Annotated in this window: 16 protein-coding genes and 1 tRNA gene; 7 read left to right on the top strand and 10 right to left on the bottom strand. The window is 63.6% G+C overall.

The window, feature by feature from the left end; genetic code table 11:
- The first annotated feature begins 60 nt into the window (after window positions 1-60).
- From J7392_RS11685 to scpB, 4 genes are read left to right on the top strand one after another with little or no spacing between them, the layout of a single operon-like run.
- A complete protein-coding gene (locus J7392_RS11685) occupies window positions 61-1071 on the top strand; it encodes an SPOR domain-containing protein (RefSeq protein WP_247744559.1) in 1011 nt (336 codons plus the stop codon).
- Entirely contained in the window at window positions 1071-2078 is a 1008-nt protein-coding gene (gene nagZ, locus J7392_RS11690) for a beta-N-acetylhexosaminidase (RefSeq protein ID WP_209217703.1), read from the top strand. The genes J7392_RS11685 and nagZ overlap by 1 nt, the downstream gene beginning before the upstream one ends.
- Window positions 2071-2865 carry a ScpA family protein gene (locus tag J7392_RS11695; protein ID WP_209217704.1) on the top strand — a complete coding sequence of 265 codons (795 nt, stop codon included), beginning with the start codon at window positions 2071-2073 and terminating at the stop codon, window positions 2863-2865. Before nagZ ends, J7392_RS11695 begins: the two co-directional genes overlap by 8 nt.
- A 3-nt stretch (window positions 2866-2868) precedes the next feature.
- Entirely contained in the window at window positions 2869-3525 is a 657-nt protein-coding gene (scpB, locus tag J7392_RS11700; protein WP_209217705.1) for an SMC-Scp complex subunit ScpB, read from the top strand.
- Between the two features lie 14 nt (window positions 3526-3539).
- Here the strand turns inward: scpB and J7392_RS11705 are convergent, their stop codons facing one another.
- The 8 genes from J7392_RS11705 to J7392_RS11740 form a co-directional block, all read right to left on the bottom strand.
- Window positions 3540-4616 (bottom strand): 2'-deoxycytidine 5'-triphosphate deaminase, encoded by a 1077-nt coding sequence (locus J7392_RS11705; protein WP_209217851.1) that lies wholly within the window; start codon window positions 4614-4616, stop codon window positions 3540-3542.
- A 79-nt stretch (window positions 4617-4695) separates the two neighbouring features.
- A tRNA-Pro gene (locus J7392_RS11710) sits at window positions 4696-4772 on the bottom strand.
- 67 nt (window positions 4773-4839) lie between these two features.
- Window positions 4840-5757 (bottom strand): MerR family transcriptional regulator, encoded by a 918-nt coding sequence (locus J7392_RS11715; RefSeq protein ID WP_209217706.1) that lies wholly within the window; start codon window positions 5755-5757, stop codon window positions 4840-4842.
- Window positions 5758-5760: 3 nt separating this feature from the next.
- A complete protein-coding gene (gene ihfA, locus J7392_RS11720; protein WP_067265868.1) occupies window positions 5761-6063 on the bottom strand; it encodes an integration host factor subunit alpha in 303 nt (100 codons plus the stop codon).
- Window positions 6064-6172: 109 nt separating this feature from the next.
- Window positions 6173-7144, bottom strand: coding sequence for a beta-ketoacyl-ACP synthase III (locus J7392_RS11725; RefSeq protein WP_209217707.1), 972 nt, complete (start codon window positions 7142-7144; stop codon window positions 6173-6175).
- Window positions 7141-8217: a phosphate acyltransferase PlsX gene (gene plsX / locus J7392_RS11730; RefSeq protein WP_209217708.1), complete on the bottom strand. Its 1077-nt coding sequence runs from the start codon at window positions 8215-8217 to the stop codon at window positions 7141-7143. The genes J7392_RS11725 and plsX overlap by 4 nt, the downstream gene beginning before the upstream one ends.
- 50 nt (window positions 8218-8267) lie before the next feature.
- Window positions 8268-8474, bottom strand: coding sequence for a 50S ribosomal protein L32 (rpmF, locus tag J7392_RS11735; RefSeq protein ID WP_067265873.1), 207 nt, complete (start codon window positions 8472-8474; stop codon window positions 8268-8270).
- Between the two features lie 200 nt (window positions 8475-8674).
- Window positions 8675-9226, bottom strand: a complete 552-nt coding sequence (locus J7392_RS11740) for a DUF177 domain-containing protein (RefSeq protein ID WP_067265875.1) — start codon at window positions 9224-9226, stop codon at window positions 8675-8677.
- 90 nt (window positions 9227-9316) lie between these two features.
- Here J7392_RS11740 and J7392_RS11745 point away from each other — a divergent pair, with 90 nt between their 5' ends.
- From J7392_RS11745 to J7392_RS11755, 3 genes are all read left to right on the top strand, one after another.
- Entirely contained in the window at window positions 9317-9781 is a 465-nt protein-coding gene (locus J7392_RS11745) for an outer membrane protein assembly factor BamE (RefSeq protein ID WP_067265877.1), read from the top strand.
- A gap of 62 nt (window positions 9782-9843) precedes the next feature.
- Window positions 9844-10563 carry a GNAT family N-acyltransferase gene (locus J7392_RS11750; protein ID WP_209217709.1) on the top strand — a complete coding sequence of 240 codons (720 nt, stop codon included), beginning with the start codon at window positions 9844-9846 and terminating at the stop codon, window positions 10561-10563.
- A 55-nt stretch (window positions 10564-10618) separates the two neighbouring features.
- Window positions 10619-12430 (top strand): ATP-binding cassette domain-containing protein, encoded by a 1812-nt coding sequence (locus J7392_RS11755; RefSeq protein WP_209217710.1) that lies wholly within the window; start codon window positions 10619-10621, stop codon window positions 12428-12430.
- Here the strand turns inward: J7392_RS11755 and J7392_RS11760 are convergent.
- Both J7392_RS11760 and J7392_RS11765 read right to left on the bottom strand, forming a co-directional pair.
- The gene (locus J7392_RS11760; protein WP_209217711.1) at window positions 12427-13038 is read right to left on the bottom strand and encodes a hypothetical protein; all 612 of its coding nucleotides are present in this window, start codon (window positions 13036-13038) and stop codon (window positions 12427-12429) included. The genes J7392_RS11755 and J7392_RS11760 overlap by 4 nt on opposite strands.
- Window positions 13038-13793, bottom strand: coding sequence for a 3-hydroxyacyl-CoA dehydrogenase (locus J7392_RS11765; protein WP_209217712.1), 756 nt, complete (start codon window positions 13791-13793; stop codon window positions 13038-13040). The genes J7392_RS11760 and J7392_RS11765 overlap by 1 nt, the downstream gene beginning before the upstream one ends.
- Between the last annotated feature and the right edge of the window lie 83 nt (window positions 13794-13876).

The following is a 13876-nucleotide window of genomic DNA, read 5'->3' on the forward strand; positions in this document are numbered from 1 at the left end:
ACAGGCAACCCCATGACCAGACCCGCGTGGCGATGTATCACGCCGGGCAAAGAGGCAGAGATGGCAGATTTCACGTCTTCCCCGACGACGGCGGGCTATGCGCCCGATTCCGCGCATAGCTACGCAGTGGGCAGCGCGCCCAAGACCCTGACAACGCTCACCAATATCGCGGGCGCCGTGGTGTCCTTGGCGCTGGTGGCGGGGATCGGTGTTTGGGGCTACAAACTGCTTGTGCGTGACGTGACCGGCATCCCGGTGGTCCGCGCGATCGAAGGCGAGATGCGCGTGCGCCCCGAAGAGCCGGGCGGTGAATTGGCCCGTCATCAGGGGCTTTCCGTCAATGTGGTCGCCGCCGAAGGCAGCGCCGGGCGCCCGGCGGATGAGCTGCGCCTCGCGCCGCGCCAGATCGAATTGCAAGACGAAGACCAGCCCGTCAAAGTGGCAATGGTTGCCGCAAAGACACAAGGCAACGCGACCCCAGCCGTGGCGCGTGAGGATGACGGTGATCTGATCGACGCCTCCGAAGCGATCCGCTCGGGCAATGTGCAAGACCTCGTGGCGCAGCTGACCAATGGCGTGGCCCCGCTCACCGGGGAGGAGGCCGCCGCTGGCGATCCTGTCGATGCCGCCGTGGCAATGGCGCTGGCCGATACCTCCGTGCAGCCCAAGGTGGTTAAGGCCGTGCTGAACGCGCCGGGCGTGCGCAACTCCCTGCGTCCGCGCCGCCGTCCGGCGGGCGGTGCTGTGGTGACACCCGCCGCCGTGCAACCTAATCCAGTGGCCGCGGCCACCCAAGAAGTCGATCCCGCATCGCTGCCCGCTGGCACCCGCATGGCCCAGCTTGGCGCCTTTGACAGCCCCGAGGTCGCGCGTGAACAATGGGACCGTTTGCAGGGCCGTTTCGGTGCCTATCTCGAAGGCAAGAGCCGCGTCGTGCAAAAGGCCACCAGCGGCGGGCGGGTCTTCTACCGCCTGCGTGCCATGGGCTTTAACGACATCGCCGACGCACGCCGCTTCTGCTCGGCCCTCGTGGCTGAAAACGCGGATTGCATCCCGGTGGTGATGCGCTGATGCGCCCCTTCGGGGCCACGATCCTCGACGCGACGGGCCATCGGCTCAGCGTCGAGGAAAAGGCGTTCTTTCGGGACGTGCGGCCCTTTGGCTTTATCCTCTTCGCCCGCAACATCGACAGCCCCGACCAGCTCCGCGCGCTCTGCGAAGAAATGCGCGAGGCGGCGGGGCATGACGCCGTCATCACCATCGATCAAGAGGGCGGCCGCGTGCAGCGCATGCGCGCGCCCCACTGGCGCGATTGGCTGCCGCCGATGGACCTCGCTGCCCGCGCCGGCGATCAAGCGCGCCAAGCCTTTTACCTGATGTACCGGATCATCGCCCACGAGCTGCACAGCGTCGGGATCGACAGCAACTGCGCCCCGCTGATCGATGTGGCCGGGCCGGACACCCACCGTTTTCTGCGCAACCGCTGTTACGGCGAAACGCCGGGGCAGGTGGCCGAGATTGGCCGCGCCGTGGCGGATGCGCTGCTGGCCGGAGGGGTCTTGCCAGTGATGAAGCACATGCCCGGCCATGGCCGCGCGACGCTTGACAGCCACCACGATCTGCCCCGGGTAGCGGCCCGCCGGATCGATCTGGAGGCGGTCGATTTCGCCCCCTTCCGCAGCCTCCGCGACCTGCCGATGGGGATGACCGCACATCTGGTCTATGACGCGCTGGACAATGCCCCGGCGACCCTGTCGCCCGAGGTGATGCGGCTGATCCGAGAAGAGATCGGCTTCGACAACCTCGTGATGACCGACGACATTTCGATGAAAGCGCTGCAAATGACCCCAGCGGAAAGCACCCGCGCCGCCATCGCGGCGGGCTGTGACGTGGCACTTTTCTGCAATGGCCCGCTCGAAGACCGCCGCGCCGTGGCCGAAGCCGCGGGCGAGATGACCCCCGCCGCCCAAACCCGCGCCCTGCGGGCCATGGATGCGCGGCAAACCCCCGATGACGTTGACATCGACGCCCTCAGCGCCCAGCTTGAGACGCTTCTGGGCGGGACATTGCATGGCTGACACGACATTTCAGGAAGACCGGGGCGGGGCGGGCAGCACCGTGGCCGACCGGCTGGCCGCCGAAGCCTTCATCATCGATGTCGAAGGCTATGAAGGGCCGCTTGATCTGCTGCTGTCGCTGAGCCGCACGCAAAAGGTCGATCTGCGCAAGATCTCGGTGCTGCAACTGGCGCGGCAGTATCTGGCCTTTGTCGAACGGGCAAAGGAGTTGCGGCTGGAACTGGCGGCGGATTACCTCGTCATGGCGGCGTGGTTGGCTTTCCTGAAGTCGCGTCTGCTGCTGCCCCCGGACCCGACCGAAGAGGGCCCATCGGGCGAAGAAATGGCCGCGCATCTGGCCTTCCAACTGGAACGTTTGCAGGCCATGCGCGACGCCGCCGCGCGTCTGATGGCTCGGGATCAGCTTGGCCGAGACTTCTTTGCCCGCGGCCAGACCCAAGAGATCACCAGCGTCAAAAAGGTCACCTATACCGCGACGCTGCTGGACCTGATGCAGGGCTATGCGCGCACCCGCACGCGTGAGGATTTCCGCCCCTTCGTGATGGACCGCGACAAGGTCTTCACCATGGAAGAGGCCCTAGACCGCATGCGCGGGCTGATCGGCTATGCGGGCGATTGGGGCGATCTAAACAGCTACCTGCCCGAGGGTTGGGAAAGCGACCCAGAACGCCGCCGCTCGGCCACGGCGGCGACCTTTGCCGCCTCTTTGCAACTGGTCAAAGAGGGACATATGGAGATCCGGCAAAAAGAGATTTTCGCCCCCATCCAACTGCGCAAGAAGGATTGATGCGTGTCGGAAGAGATTGAAACTAAAGAAAAGAAACTGTTCGACGCGCCCTCGCTCGCCGAGCAGGAGCGTATGATCGAAGCCGTGCTTTTCGCCAGTTCCGAGCCGATCACCCTGCGCGAACTCGAAGAGCGTTTGCCGCGCGGCTCAGACGTGGGCGAGGCGATGGCCTTCCTGCGGCACCGGTATCAGGGGCGCGGCGTGCAGGTGATGAAAGTCGGCGACGCCTATGCCTTTCGCACCGCGCCGGACCTTGGCTTTCTGATGCATAAGGAAACGGTCGAGACCCGTAAGCTCAGCCGCGCGGCGATCGAGACTTTGGCGATCATCGCCTATCACCAGCCCGTCACCCGCGCCGAGATCGAAGAGATTCGCGGCGTATCAGTGTCGCGGGGCACGGTGGACCAGTTGCTTGAGATGGAGTGGATCCGCTTTGGTCGCCGCAAGATGACTCCGGGCCGTCCAGTAACCTTTGTCGTCACGCAGGAGTTTTTGGATCACTTCGGTCTGGAAAGCGCGCGGGACCTGCCGGGGCTGAAAGAACTGCGCTCTGCCGGGTTGTTGGAGAACCGTCCGCCCGCCGGTCTGTTGCCCACCGTCGGCGATGGCGAGGACGAGCCGGAAGCGAGCGAAGGGCAGAGCGAGCTGTTCGAGGATTGACCGGCGCCGCGTCTTTACGCGGAGCGGAAATGCTTCGACAGTTTCAGCCCCTGACCTTGGTAGTTTGACGCGATGTCGGCGCCGTAAAGCTGGCTGGGGATCTGCGCCATATGCTCATAGACCAAACGGCCCACGACTTGCCCATGCTCCAGCACAAAGGGGGCCTCGTGACAGCGCACCTCCAGCACCCCGCGTGAGCCTGCGCCGCCCGCCTCGGCATGGCCAAAGCCCGGATCGAAGAAGCCCGCGTAATGCACGCGGAACTCTCCGACCATCGCCAAATAGGGTGCCATTTCAGCAGCATAGGCAGGCGGGATCGTCACCGCTTCGCGGCTGACGAGGATGTAGAAGGCGCCGGGGTCGAGGATGATCTGACCGTTGGTGCTATGCACCTCTTCCCAATAGGCGGCGGGATCGTAATGGCCAATCTTGTCGAGGTCGATCACCCCGGTATGCGGCTTCGCGCGGTAGCCGACGAGGCTGGTGCCGGGCAGCCGCAGATCGACGGAGAAGCCCAGCCCCTCGTCGATCACAGCGGTCCCGTCAACGAGCGGCGTCTTGGCATGCAGCGCGCGCAGAGCGTCGTCATCGAGGGTCGCATCCCCGCTGCCGAAACGAATCTGATTGAGCCGCATGCCGGGCCGCACCAGCACAGAGAAAGAGCGCGGGCAGATCTCGGCATAGAGCGTGCCGGTGTAGCCCGGCGCGATGCGGTCGAATTCGGTGCCACCATCGGTAATGGTGCGGGTCAGCAGGTCGAGCCGTCCGGTGGAACTTTTGGCATTCGCAACGGCAGAGACACCCTCGGGCAGCGCCAATTGCTCCATCAGCGGCACCACATAGACACAGCCTTTTTCCAGCACGGCCCCATCGCTGAGGTCGACCCGGTGCATCTCGAATTCCGCCAAACGATCCGAGACCTTGGCCCCATGCCCGGCAAGGAAAGACGCGCGGACGCGATAGGCGACGCTGCCGAGGCGGAGGTCAAGACTGGCGGGCTGGATCTGGGCAGAGGTGACCGCGGGATCGGCGGCAATGGCGCCGCTTTCGATCATCGCTGCAATCTGCTGGTTGGGGAGCACCCCGTTCATCGCATTGGGCATCGGGCGCGGCCTTCTTAAATGACAAACGCCCGCGCGTTACCGGCGCGGGCGTTTTGTTGTAGTCGGTTGGTCGGGCTAGCAGGACTCGAACCTGCGACCTTCCGTCCCCCAGACGGACGCGCTACCAGGCTGCGCCATAGCCCGACTACGTGGGCTTCATACCCGATCTCGCAGGGGGTGCAAGAGGGAATTGCCAATCTTTTCATCGCGATTAGAAATTTGTTTCCGCGCCGGCTTCTGCGGCCATGCGCGCGCGCAATTCAGCCAAATCCAACAGCAGACCGGCGACCTGCGGTTGCACGTCACGGGGCAGGCGATGGACACGCGCACCGACGCTCAGCAGCCCCGGACGGGCGGGGAAATCGGCTTCTAGAGTGAAATCGGGAAGGTCGATGATCGCGGGTTTCGGCCTGTCGTCCTCGGGGTCTTCCGCCTCGGCTTCAGCGGGGGCGGGCGAAACCTCTGCGGTCTCCTCCGGCTCAGGCGCCAGCGGGCGCTTGAGGAACTCGGGCAGGCCGGTCTCTGGTGTAGGTTCCGGCGCGGGTTCCTCTTCGGGCTCAGCTTCGGACGCAGGGAGTTGCGGCGCATCGGGCGTGCTGCTGTCAGAGGGGGCCAGCGGATCGGGCGTGGCGCGTGGATGATCGTCGGCGGGCGGCATGGGCGAGGGGCGCTGTGCTGCCGCAGGGGCGGGCTCTTCGACCTCCGCCGTGTTCTCCTGCCGCGTGTCTACCGTCTCAGCGCTCACCTCATCCCCGCGCGCTTCCGTCTTCGCGCCAAAGTTCAGAACCACACCTGTCTCAGGCCGGATGATGTCCGGTTTCGGCGCAGGGCGCGGCTCCACGAAGTCCAACTCGTCAAGCGGGGCGGAGAGGGCGGAGACATGGGTCATCCCTTCCTCACGCAGGATCTTTTGGACGCCTTTGATGGTCAGCCCATCGTCATGCAGCAACTTCTTGATCCCGCCAAGCAGCAGCATATCGGCGGGGCGGTAATAGCGCCGCCCGCCCGCCCGTTTGATGGGTTTCACTTGGGTGAACTTACTCTCCCAAAACCGCAGAACATGGGCTTGGATACCGAGCCAGTCAGCGACTTCGGAGATGGTGCGAAAAGCGTCCGGCGATTTGACCATGGGTCAGGACTTGTTGCCTTCGGCAACCCGGTCTTTCATCAAATGCGAGGGGCGGAAGGTCAGCACCCGGCGCGGGTTGATCGGAACCTCTTCGCCGGTTTTCGGATTGCGGCCCACACGCGCGGTCTTGTCGCGTACCGAAAAAGTGCCGAAAGAGGAAATCTTGACCTGTTCCCCGTCGACCAGAGCGTCGGACATATGCTCAAGCACGGCTTCGACCAGCTGAGCACTCTCATTGCGAGAAAGACCGACCTCACGAAATACAGCTTCGCTTAAATCCATGCGCGTCAATGTCTTGTTCGGCATTATATCCCCCATGCTTTCCAATAGCATATGCTGCTCAGATTTTTAGAGTCAACATCAATGCCCGGATCGAGCACGATTCGGCAGAGATTTTCCGCGTTAGCTCAGGGACTTACCAGCGCAGGACAACAGAGCCCCAAGCCAGACCGCCGCCAATAGCTTCGGTGACGATCAGATCACCCTTGTTGATCTGGCCGCGCTCACGGCCCACCGACAGCGCCAGCGGGATCGAGGCGGCAGAGGTGTTGCCGTGGTCCTGCACGGTCACGACAACGCGCTCCATCGGCAGGTTCAGTTTCTTCGCGGTGCCTTGGATGATGCGGATGTTCGCCTGATGCGGCACGATCCAATCGACATCCTCGGCGCTGACGCCGGCGCGGTCCATCGCGGTATTGGCGGTGGCAGCGAGCTTTTCGACCGCGTGGCGGAACACCTGATTTCCCTGCATCCGCAGATAGCCGGTGGTGCCGGTGCTGACGCCACCATCGACGTAGAGCAGATCACGGTAGCGCCCATCGGAATTCAGATCGGTCGCGAGGATCCCGCGGTCCTCGGGCGTGCCTTGCCCATCCTGCGCCTCAAGCAGCAGCGCGCCCGCGCCGTCGCCAAAAAGCACACAGGTCGACCGGTCGGTCCAATCCATGATGCGGCTGAAGGTCTCGGCCCCGATCACCAGCACATTGCGGGCCTGACCGGAAACGATAAGCGCGTTGGCGTTCGCCAGCGCATAGACAAAACCCGCGCAGACCGCCTGCACGTCAAAAGCGAAACCATTGGTCATGCCCAATTCGGCCTGCACCATGGTCGCGGCCGACGGGAATGTCAGGTCGGGGGTGGAGGTGGCCACGACGATCGCGTCGACATCGGAAACATCGCGCCCCGCGTCTTCAAGCGCCTTGCGTGCGGCGGCGCTGGCCATGGAAGAGGTCGTTTCACCTTCGGCGGCAAAGTGGCGGCGTTCGATGCCCGAGCGCGAGCGGATCCATTCGTCATTCGTGTCGAGGGTCGCTTCAAATTCGGCATTTTCCACGACACGGGCGGGCAGATAGTGGCCACAACCAGTGACAACGGCGCGCAGGCTCATTTGACGGACTCCTCAGCTGGCAGCGTCGCGGCGACGCGAGCGGCTAGCTTGTCATTGAATTTATTCTGCGACAACTGCGCGGCGAGTTTGATCGCAGCGGAGATGCCGGTCGCATCGGCGGAGCCGTGCGATTTCACCACCGTGCCGTTCAGGCCCAGAAAGACGCCGCCGTTCACACGGCGCGGGTCGATCTTTTTGCTGAGACGGCGCAGCGAGGTATAGGCCAGCAGCGAGGCGAGGCGCGACAGGGGTGAGTATTTGAACGCTTCGCGCAGCCGGTCGCCGATCATGCTGGCCGTGCCTTCGCCGGTTTTGATCGCGACATTTCCGGTGAACCCATCGGTCACGATGACATCGGCGCGGTTGCCCGAGATATCGCCGCCCTCAACGAAACCGACGAATTCAAACCCGGTGGCATCGCCTTGGGCGCGAATCAAATCATAGGCTTCTTTGAGTTCGGTGCGGCCCTTATGCTCTTCGGTGCCGACATTCAGCAGCCCCACGCGGGGGCGCTGCAAATCCATACCGTTGCGGGCATAGGAGGTGCCCATCAGCGCGAAACGCAACAGATCATCGGCGTCGGCGCGCACATCGGCGCCCACGTCGAGCATCACGTTGAAGCCCTGCGGGTTGGAAGAGGGGTAGAGCACGGCAATTGCAGGGCGATTCACGCCCGGCAATTTGCGCAGCCGTATCATCGACATCGCCATCAGCGCGCCGGTATTGCCGCAAGAGACAGCCACAGCCGCCTCTCCGCTCCGCACGGATTCGATGGCAGACCACATGGAACTGTCTTTGCCGGTGCGCACGACTTGGCTGGGCTTGTCGTCCATCGTGACGACATCCGTGGCGTGACGTATCTCGCAACGGCCCGACAACTCACCACGCTTGGCGATCAAAGGCTCCAACTGATCACGGGGACCATGCAGGATAAAACCGATATCGGGATTTGCTGTCGCAGAAAGCGCACACCCGGCAACAACTGCTGCCGGGCCTTCGTCACCCCCCATCGCGTCGACCGAGATCAGGGTGTGTCCGGCTTTCGCGTTGGGGTGATCGGGCTGGGCCGTCATCAGTGCGAATGCCTCACTGCCTAAGAGAAAACCTTAAAAACTACCGCAGCTTATGCTGCGTCGTCTTCCAGGTCCACTTCTTCGGTCAGGGCGACAACTTCGGCGTCGTCATAGTGACCGCAAGCCGCGCAGATGTGGTGGGGGCGCTTCAGCTCACCGCAGTTCGAACATTCGTTCGGGTTCGCCGCAGAGAGCGAATCGTGGGCGCGGCGGTTGTTGCGGCGGGATTTGGATACTTTATTCTGTTGGACAGCCATGTCTGGTGCCTTTGCCTTCGGGGTTGCTGACTTGGCAAAGCAGGCCGCAACCGTGTTTCAATTCGGACCCCGTTTCGGGCGTGACGACGCTTTAGGGCCGCAGCCGCGCAATGTCCAACCTTAATTCGGGTGAGGGCGGCAAAATAACGCGAAACCGGCGCGATGCAAGCGCGAATTTCCGCGGTTTTCCGCTTGTTTCCTTAGGTTTCGTCTTTCTTCAGCGCATCGCGCAGTGCGCCCAAGCCCGCAAAGGGCCGCGCGTCTTCGTCCGTCATCGGCTTTTGGCCCGGTTCGGCATGGACCATCTGGCCCAGTTCCGCATCGCCCTTGCGGGGATATTCCGGCACTTCCAGCGCCAGCGCCTCGATCATGACCTGCGCGGGGTCGATCCATTGGCCCAAAGGCTCTGTCGTGTCGTCCTCGGGCATTTCGACCTCCTCTTCTTCGGGGAGTTCGAAATCATGGATGAAGCGGCGGGTAATATCGGCGTCGATCCGCGTGGTCACTGGCTCAAGCGTGACGACGCAGGGCTGCACCACGGTCGCGCCCAGTTTCCCGTCCAACTGCCAGTCTTGTTTGCCGAGCGGTTTGATGCTGCCCGAAAAGCTAAGTTTGCGCAGGGCTGAGAGATCGAGTTCCTCGGCGATCTGCGCCAGCGCTTCCGCCTCAGGGCGCAGCGCGAACGCGTTTGGCTCCGTCTGGGACAGGTCCGCGACCCGAAGAGCGGTTGGCGTAGGTGATTTGCGCGACATGAGATCCGACTTTCGTTTCTTGTACACTTGGGGTGCCTTGGTGTATGCGAAATAAAAGCCATAATCCGTCAGGGCAAGAGGGCAGACCAAATGCGCAAAACCAAACAGACCGGCAAGACGCACCTCCGGATCGCGGGTATGGGCCTTGCACTGCTTCTGACCGCCTGTAGCCCGCAGTATGAGAACCACGGCTATGTGCCGCCGCAAGACCAGCTTGAGCAGGTCGTTGTGGGCAGCGATACCAAAGAGAGCGTCGCGCAGAAGATCGGTGTGCCCACGGTTTCGGGTGTTTTGAGCGATGATAGTTACTATTACGTTAAGATGCGCAAACGCGCTCTGGGCTTCATGGCCCCGAAAGAGATCGAGCGTGAGGTGGTGACCGTCAGCTTCAACGAAGCCGGTGTGGTGTCGAATGTCGAACGCTTCGGGCTTGAGCGCGGGCAGGTCGTGCCGCTGTCGCGCCGCGTGACGACATCGCCTGTGGCCGACAACACCTTCCTGCGCCAGCTTCTGGGCAACCTTGGCCGCTTTAGCCCGTCGGCCTTCGGCAGCTAAGTTCCCCTTGGCATGCCCCGGCAGCAGGGCAGGGCCGCGGATAAGCGAAGGCGACCTCGCAGATGACCCAATCGCCCCCGGGCCGATATCTGACGCGCGAAGCCCTCACGCCCGGGGACATCACCCGGGCGCAGGCGCTGCGGACGCAGTGTTTTCAGACCGGGACCGCCGACCGTGATGCATTCGACGCGGCGGCACGGCATTTTCTGATAGAGGATCGCGACAGCGGCACATTGGTCTGCTGCTTTCGCCTGACCCGGTTTCAGGGCGCGGAGCTGGCCCAGAGCTATGCCGCGCAGTTTTACGATCTGAGCCGTTTGGAGCGCATGAAAGGCGCCATGCTGGAACTGGGCCGCTTTTGCATCCATCCAGAATGGCAAGACCCCGATATTCAACGCCTCGCTTGGGGGCAATTGGCCCGGGAAGTCGAAGACAGCAGCGCGGCGCTTTTGTTTGGCTGTTCCTCTTTCACGGGCACCGATCCGACCCGCTACCGCGATGCCTTTGCCCTGTTGAAACAACAGCATCTTGCCCCCGCGGAATGGCGCCCCGGCGTCAAGGCGGCTGAGGTCCACCCCTATGCCCGCGACCGCCATAGCCCCGATCCCCGGCGCGCGCGCCAGCAAATCCCGCCGCTGTTGCGCAGCTATCTGGCGATGGGCGGCTGGGTCAGCGATCACGCCGTGATCGACCGGCAAATGGGCACGCTGCATGTCTTCACCGGGCTGGAGATCGCCGCGATCCCGCCCAACCGCGCGCGGCTTTTGCGGGCGTTGGCCTGAGGCCGTATCGCCTTTGGACATTGACCTTGCCCGCGCCGAAAGATAGCTGGCAGGCATGGCACGCGCACCCCTTTTACAACTCACCGACATTTCGCTGACCTTTGGCGGCGATCCTGTTTTCGAAGACCTCTCCCTCGTGGTTCAGACCGGCGATCGGTTGGCCTTGGTGGGCCGCAACGGCTCGGGCAAATCGACGCTGATGAAGGTCATGGCCGGGCTGGTAGAGCCCGACAGCGGGGCGGTTGTGGCCGGGCCCGGCGTCTCGGTCGGCTATATGGAGCAGGAGCCTGACCTCTCGGGCTTCGAGACGCTTGGCGACTTCGCGGCCCATGGGCTCGATCCGGGTGAGATGTATAAGGTGGAACGCGCCGGCGAGGGGCTGAAGTTTGACCCGGCGCGCCCTGTGGCCACCGCATCGGGCGGGGAGCGTCGCCGCGCGGCACTTGCGCGGCTGATGGCCGAAGAGCCGGAACTGATGCTGCTGGACGAGCCGACCAACCACCTCGACATCGAAGCCATCGCATGGCTCGAATCCGAGCTAAAGGGCACCCGCACCGCCTTTGTCATCATCAGCCACGACCGCGCCTTCCTGCGCGAGCTGACCCGCGCGACTCTCTGGGTCGACCGCGGCACCGTGCGCCGTCAGGACATCGGCTTTGAAGGGTTCGAGGCATGGCGCGATCAGGTCTGGGAAGAAGAGGACATGCAGCGCCACAAGCTGAACCGCAAGATCAAGGCCGAGGCGCGTTGGGCGGTCGAGGGGATCTCGGCCCGGCGCAAACGCAATCAGGGCCGGGTGCGCGCGCTTCAAGAGTTGCGCGCCGAACGCTCGGCGCAGATCAAACGGCAGGGCACCGCGGCCATGGCGCTGGAGGCCGGGCCGAAGTCAGGCCGCAAGGTGATCGAGGCGAGTGGCATCGCTAAGAAGTTCGGTGACAAACAGATCCTGCGCGATTTCTCGATCACGGTGCAGCGCGGCGACCGAATTGCGTTGGTCGGGCCAAATGGTGTTGGCAAGACCACGCTGCTGAACATGCTGATCGGCAAAGAACAGCCCGACGCGGGCGAGATCAAACTGGGCACCAATCTGGAACTCGCGCTGTTCGATCAAGCGCGCGCGCAGCTTGACGGCGACATGACCCTTTGGGACAGCCTCACCGGCGATCCCGAGATGCGCGTCTCGGGCAAGGCCGATCAGGTGCTGGTGCGGGGTCAGCCGAAACATGTGGTCGGATACCTCAAGGAATTCCTTTTTGACGAGGCACAAGCCCGCGCGCCGGTGCGCTCGCTCTCGGGCGGCGAAAAGGCGCGGCTGCTTTTGGCCAAGATCATGGCGCGCTCCTCGAACCTTCTGGTGCTCGACGAACCGACGAACGATCTCGACGTTGAGACGCTGGACCTGATGCAGGAACTCTTGGGCACCTATGACGGCACCGTGCTGCTGGTCAGCCACGACCGTGACTTCCTCGACCGGGTGGCGGCGACCACCATCGCGATGGAGGGCGATGGCCGCGCCACGGTCTATGCAGGCGGCTGGTCCGATTATCTGGCGCAGCGCGGGCAGGATGATTTCGCACAAAGCGTGGTTAAACCCAAGCCGAGCAAGGCCGAGCCGAAGGCGGAGAAAAAGCAATCCGCGGGCGGGCTCAGCTTTACCGAAAAACACCGGCTCGAAGCCTTGCCCGCTGAGATCGAGCGGTTGGAGGCCGAGATCGGCAAGCTCGAAGAACTGCTCAGCGATGCAGAGCTTTTTACCCGCGAGCCGGTGAAGTTTCAGAAAGCCACCGATGCGCTGGTGCAGCGGCATGAAAAGCTCTCTAACGCCGAAGAAGAGTGGATGGCGCTTGAGGAGAAAGCGCAGGGCTAACCCCGCGCTTCCGCAAAGGCGATCTGCGGGCCGTAGCCGTTGCGGAATGCCGCGACGATGCTCGGCGGGGTGAGCAGGGTGACGCTGCCCTGCGGGCGTCGCTGCGCAGCCCTGTAGCCCTCCGGCGCATAGGGGTGAAGGGCATCGCCGAGAAACACGCCGCTCTGGCCGTCGTGATCCAAGACGAAACTGCCGTCGGGCAGGTCCTGCGCTTCTACATCCCCATGGCGGCGCTGACGAAAAACGCGCGGCACGGCCCGTTCGGCGTGCAACTGACGGTCCAGATCCGCGGCGGGGCCGGGGAGGTCGCAACACGCGCGAAACCGTCGATAATCCGCGGCTCGGCATTCCGCACAAGGGCGGTGACCGGCGGCAAAGGCCACGGCCTCATCAAGAAAGAACAGCTCGGTATAATGGCGGGGCGCCATCAGCTTGCGGCGGCGTCCCTTGAAGCTGAGCCGACAACAGACCCAATTCTGATGCGCCCAACGGCGTTTGGGGTGCAGTCCGTTTTCGTCATGCAGGATGCCACGGTTGCCCATGAAGCTGCCCCGCGCCGGATGGGCGATGATCTCCCCATCCGGTTGGACGCGGTTTTGCAGCGGCATCAGCGCATCCTGAGCGCGCCGTCGAGGCGGATCACCTCTCCATTGAGATAGCCCATTTCGACGATGAACCCGGCCAGCCGCCCGTATTCCGCCGGATCACCAAGGCGCGGCGGGTTGGGCACATCCTTGGCCAATTCGGCCTGCACCTCTTCCGGCAATCCGGCCAGCATCGGCGTTTTGAAAATGCCCGGCGCGATGGTCATCACGCGAATCCCTTCCTTGGCCAGATCCCGCGCCATCGGCAGGGTCATGCCCGCGATCCCGCCCTTGGAGGCAGCATAGGCGGCTTGGCCCTTCTGCCCGTCGAAGGCGGCGATGGAGGCGGTGTTGATGATCACCCCGCGCGCGCCGTCGTCTTCGGGGGTGTTCTTGGCCATGGCCACCGCCGCCAACCGCGCCACGTTGAAGCTGCCGACGAGGTTGATGTCGATGGTGCGTTGAAAGGCGTCGAGCGGATGCGGCCCGTCGCGGCCCGTGGTTTTGATCCCAAGTGCGATGCCCGCGCAATTCACCGCCGCAGTGATCCAGCCCATCTTTTCTTGGGCATAGTCCACCGCTTCCTGCACCGACGTCTCATCCGTTACATCGGTTAGGACGTAGTGGCCGCCGATCTCTTTCGCGATGGCTTCGCCTCGGGCAGCGTCACGGTCCAACAGGGTGACCTGCGCGCCCTGCGACGCAAAATAGCGCGCCGTGGCTTCGCCAAGCCCCGATGCGCCCCCGGTGATGATGGCGGCTGTACTGTCTAGTTTCATGATGGCTCCCCCCCGATATGAACGCTTGTTCAGTTCAGCACGAAGTCTCACCCCATGCAAGGGATGCCGTTGCGGCGGGAGGA

This window comes from Sulfitobacter sp. R18_1 (assembly GCF_017743915.1).
In the GTDB taxonomy this organism is placed as follows: domain Bacteria; phylum Pseudomonadota; class Alphaproteobacteria; order Rhodobacterales; family Rhodobacteraceae; genus Sulfitobacter; species Sulfitobacter faviae.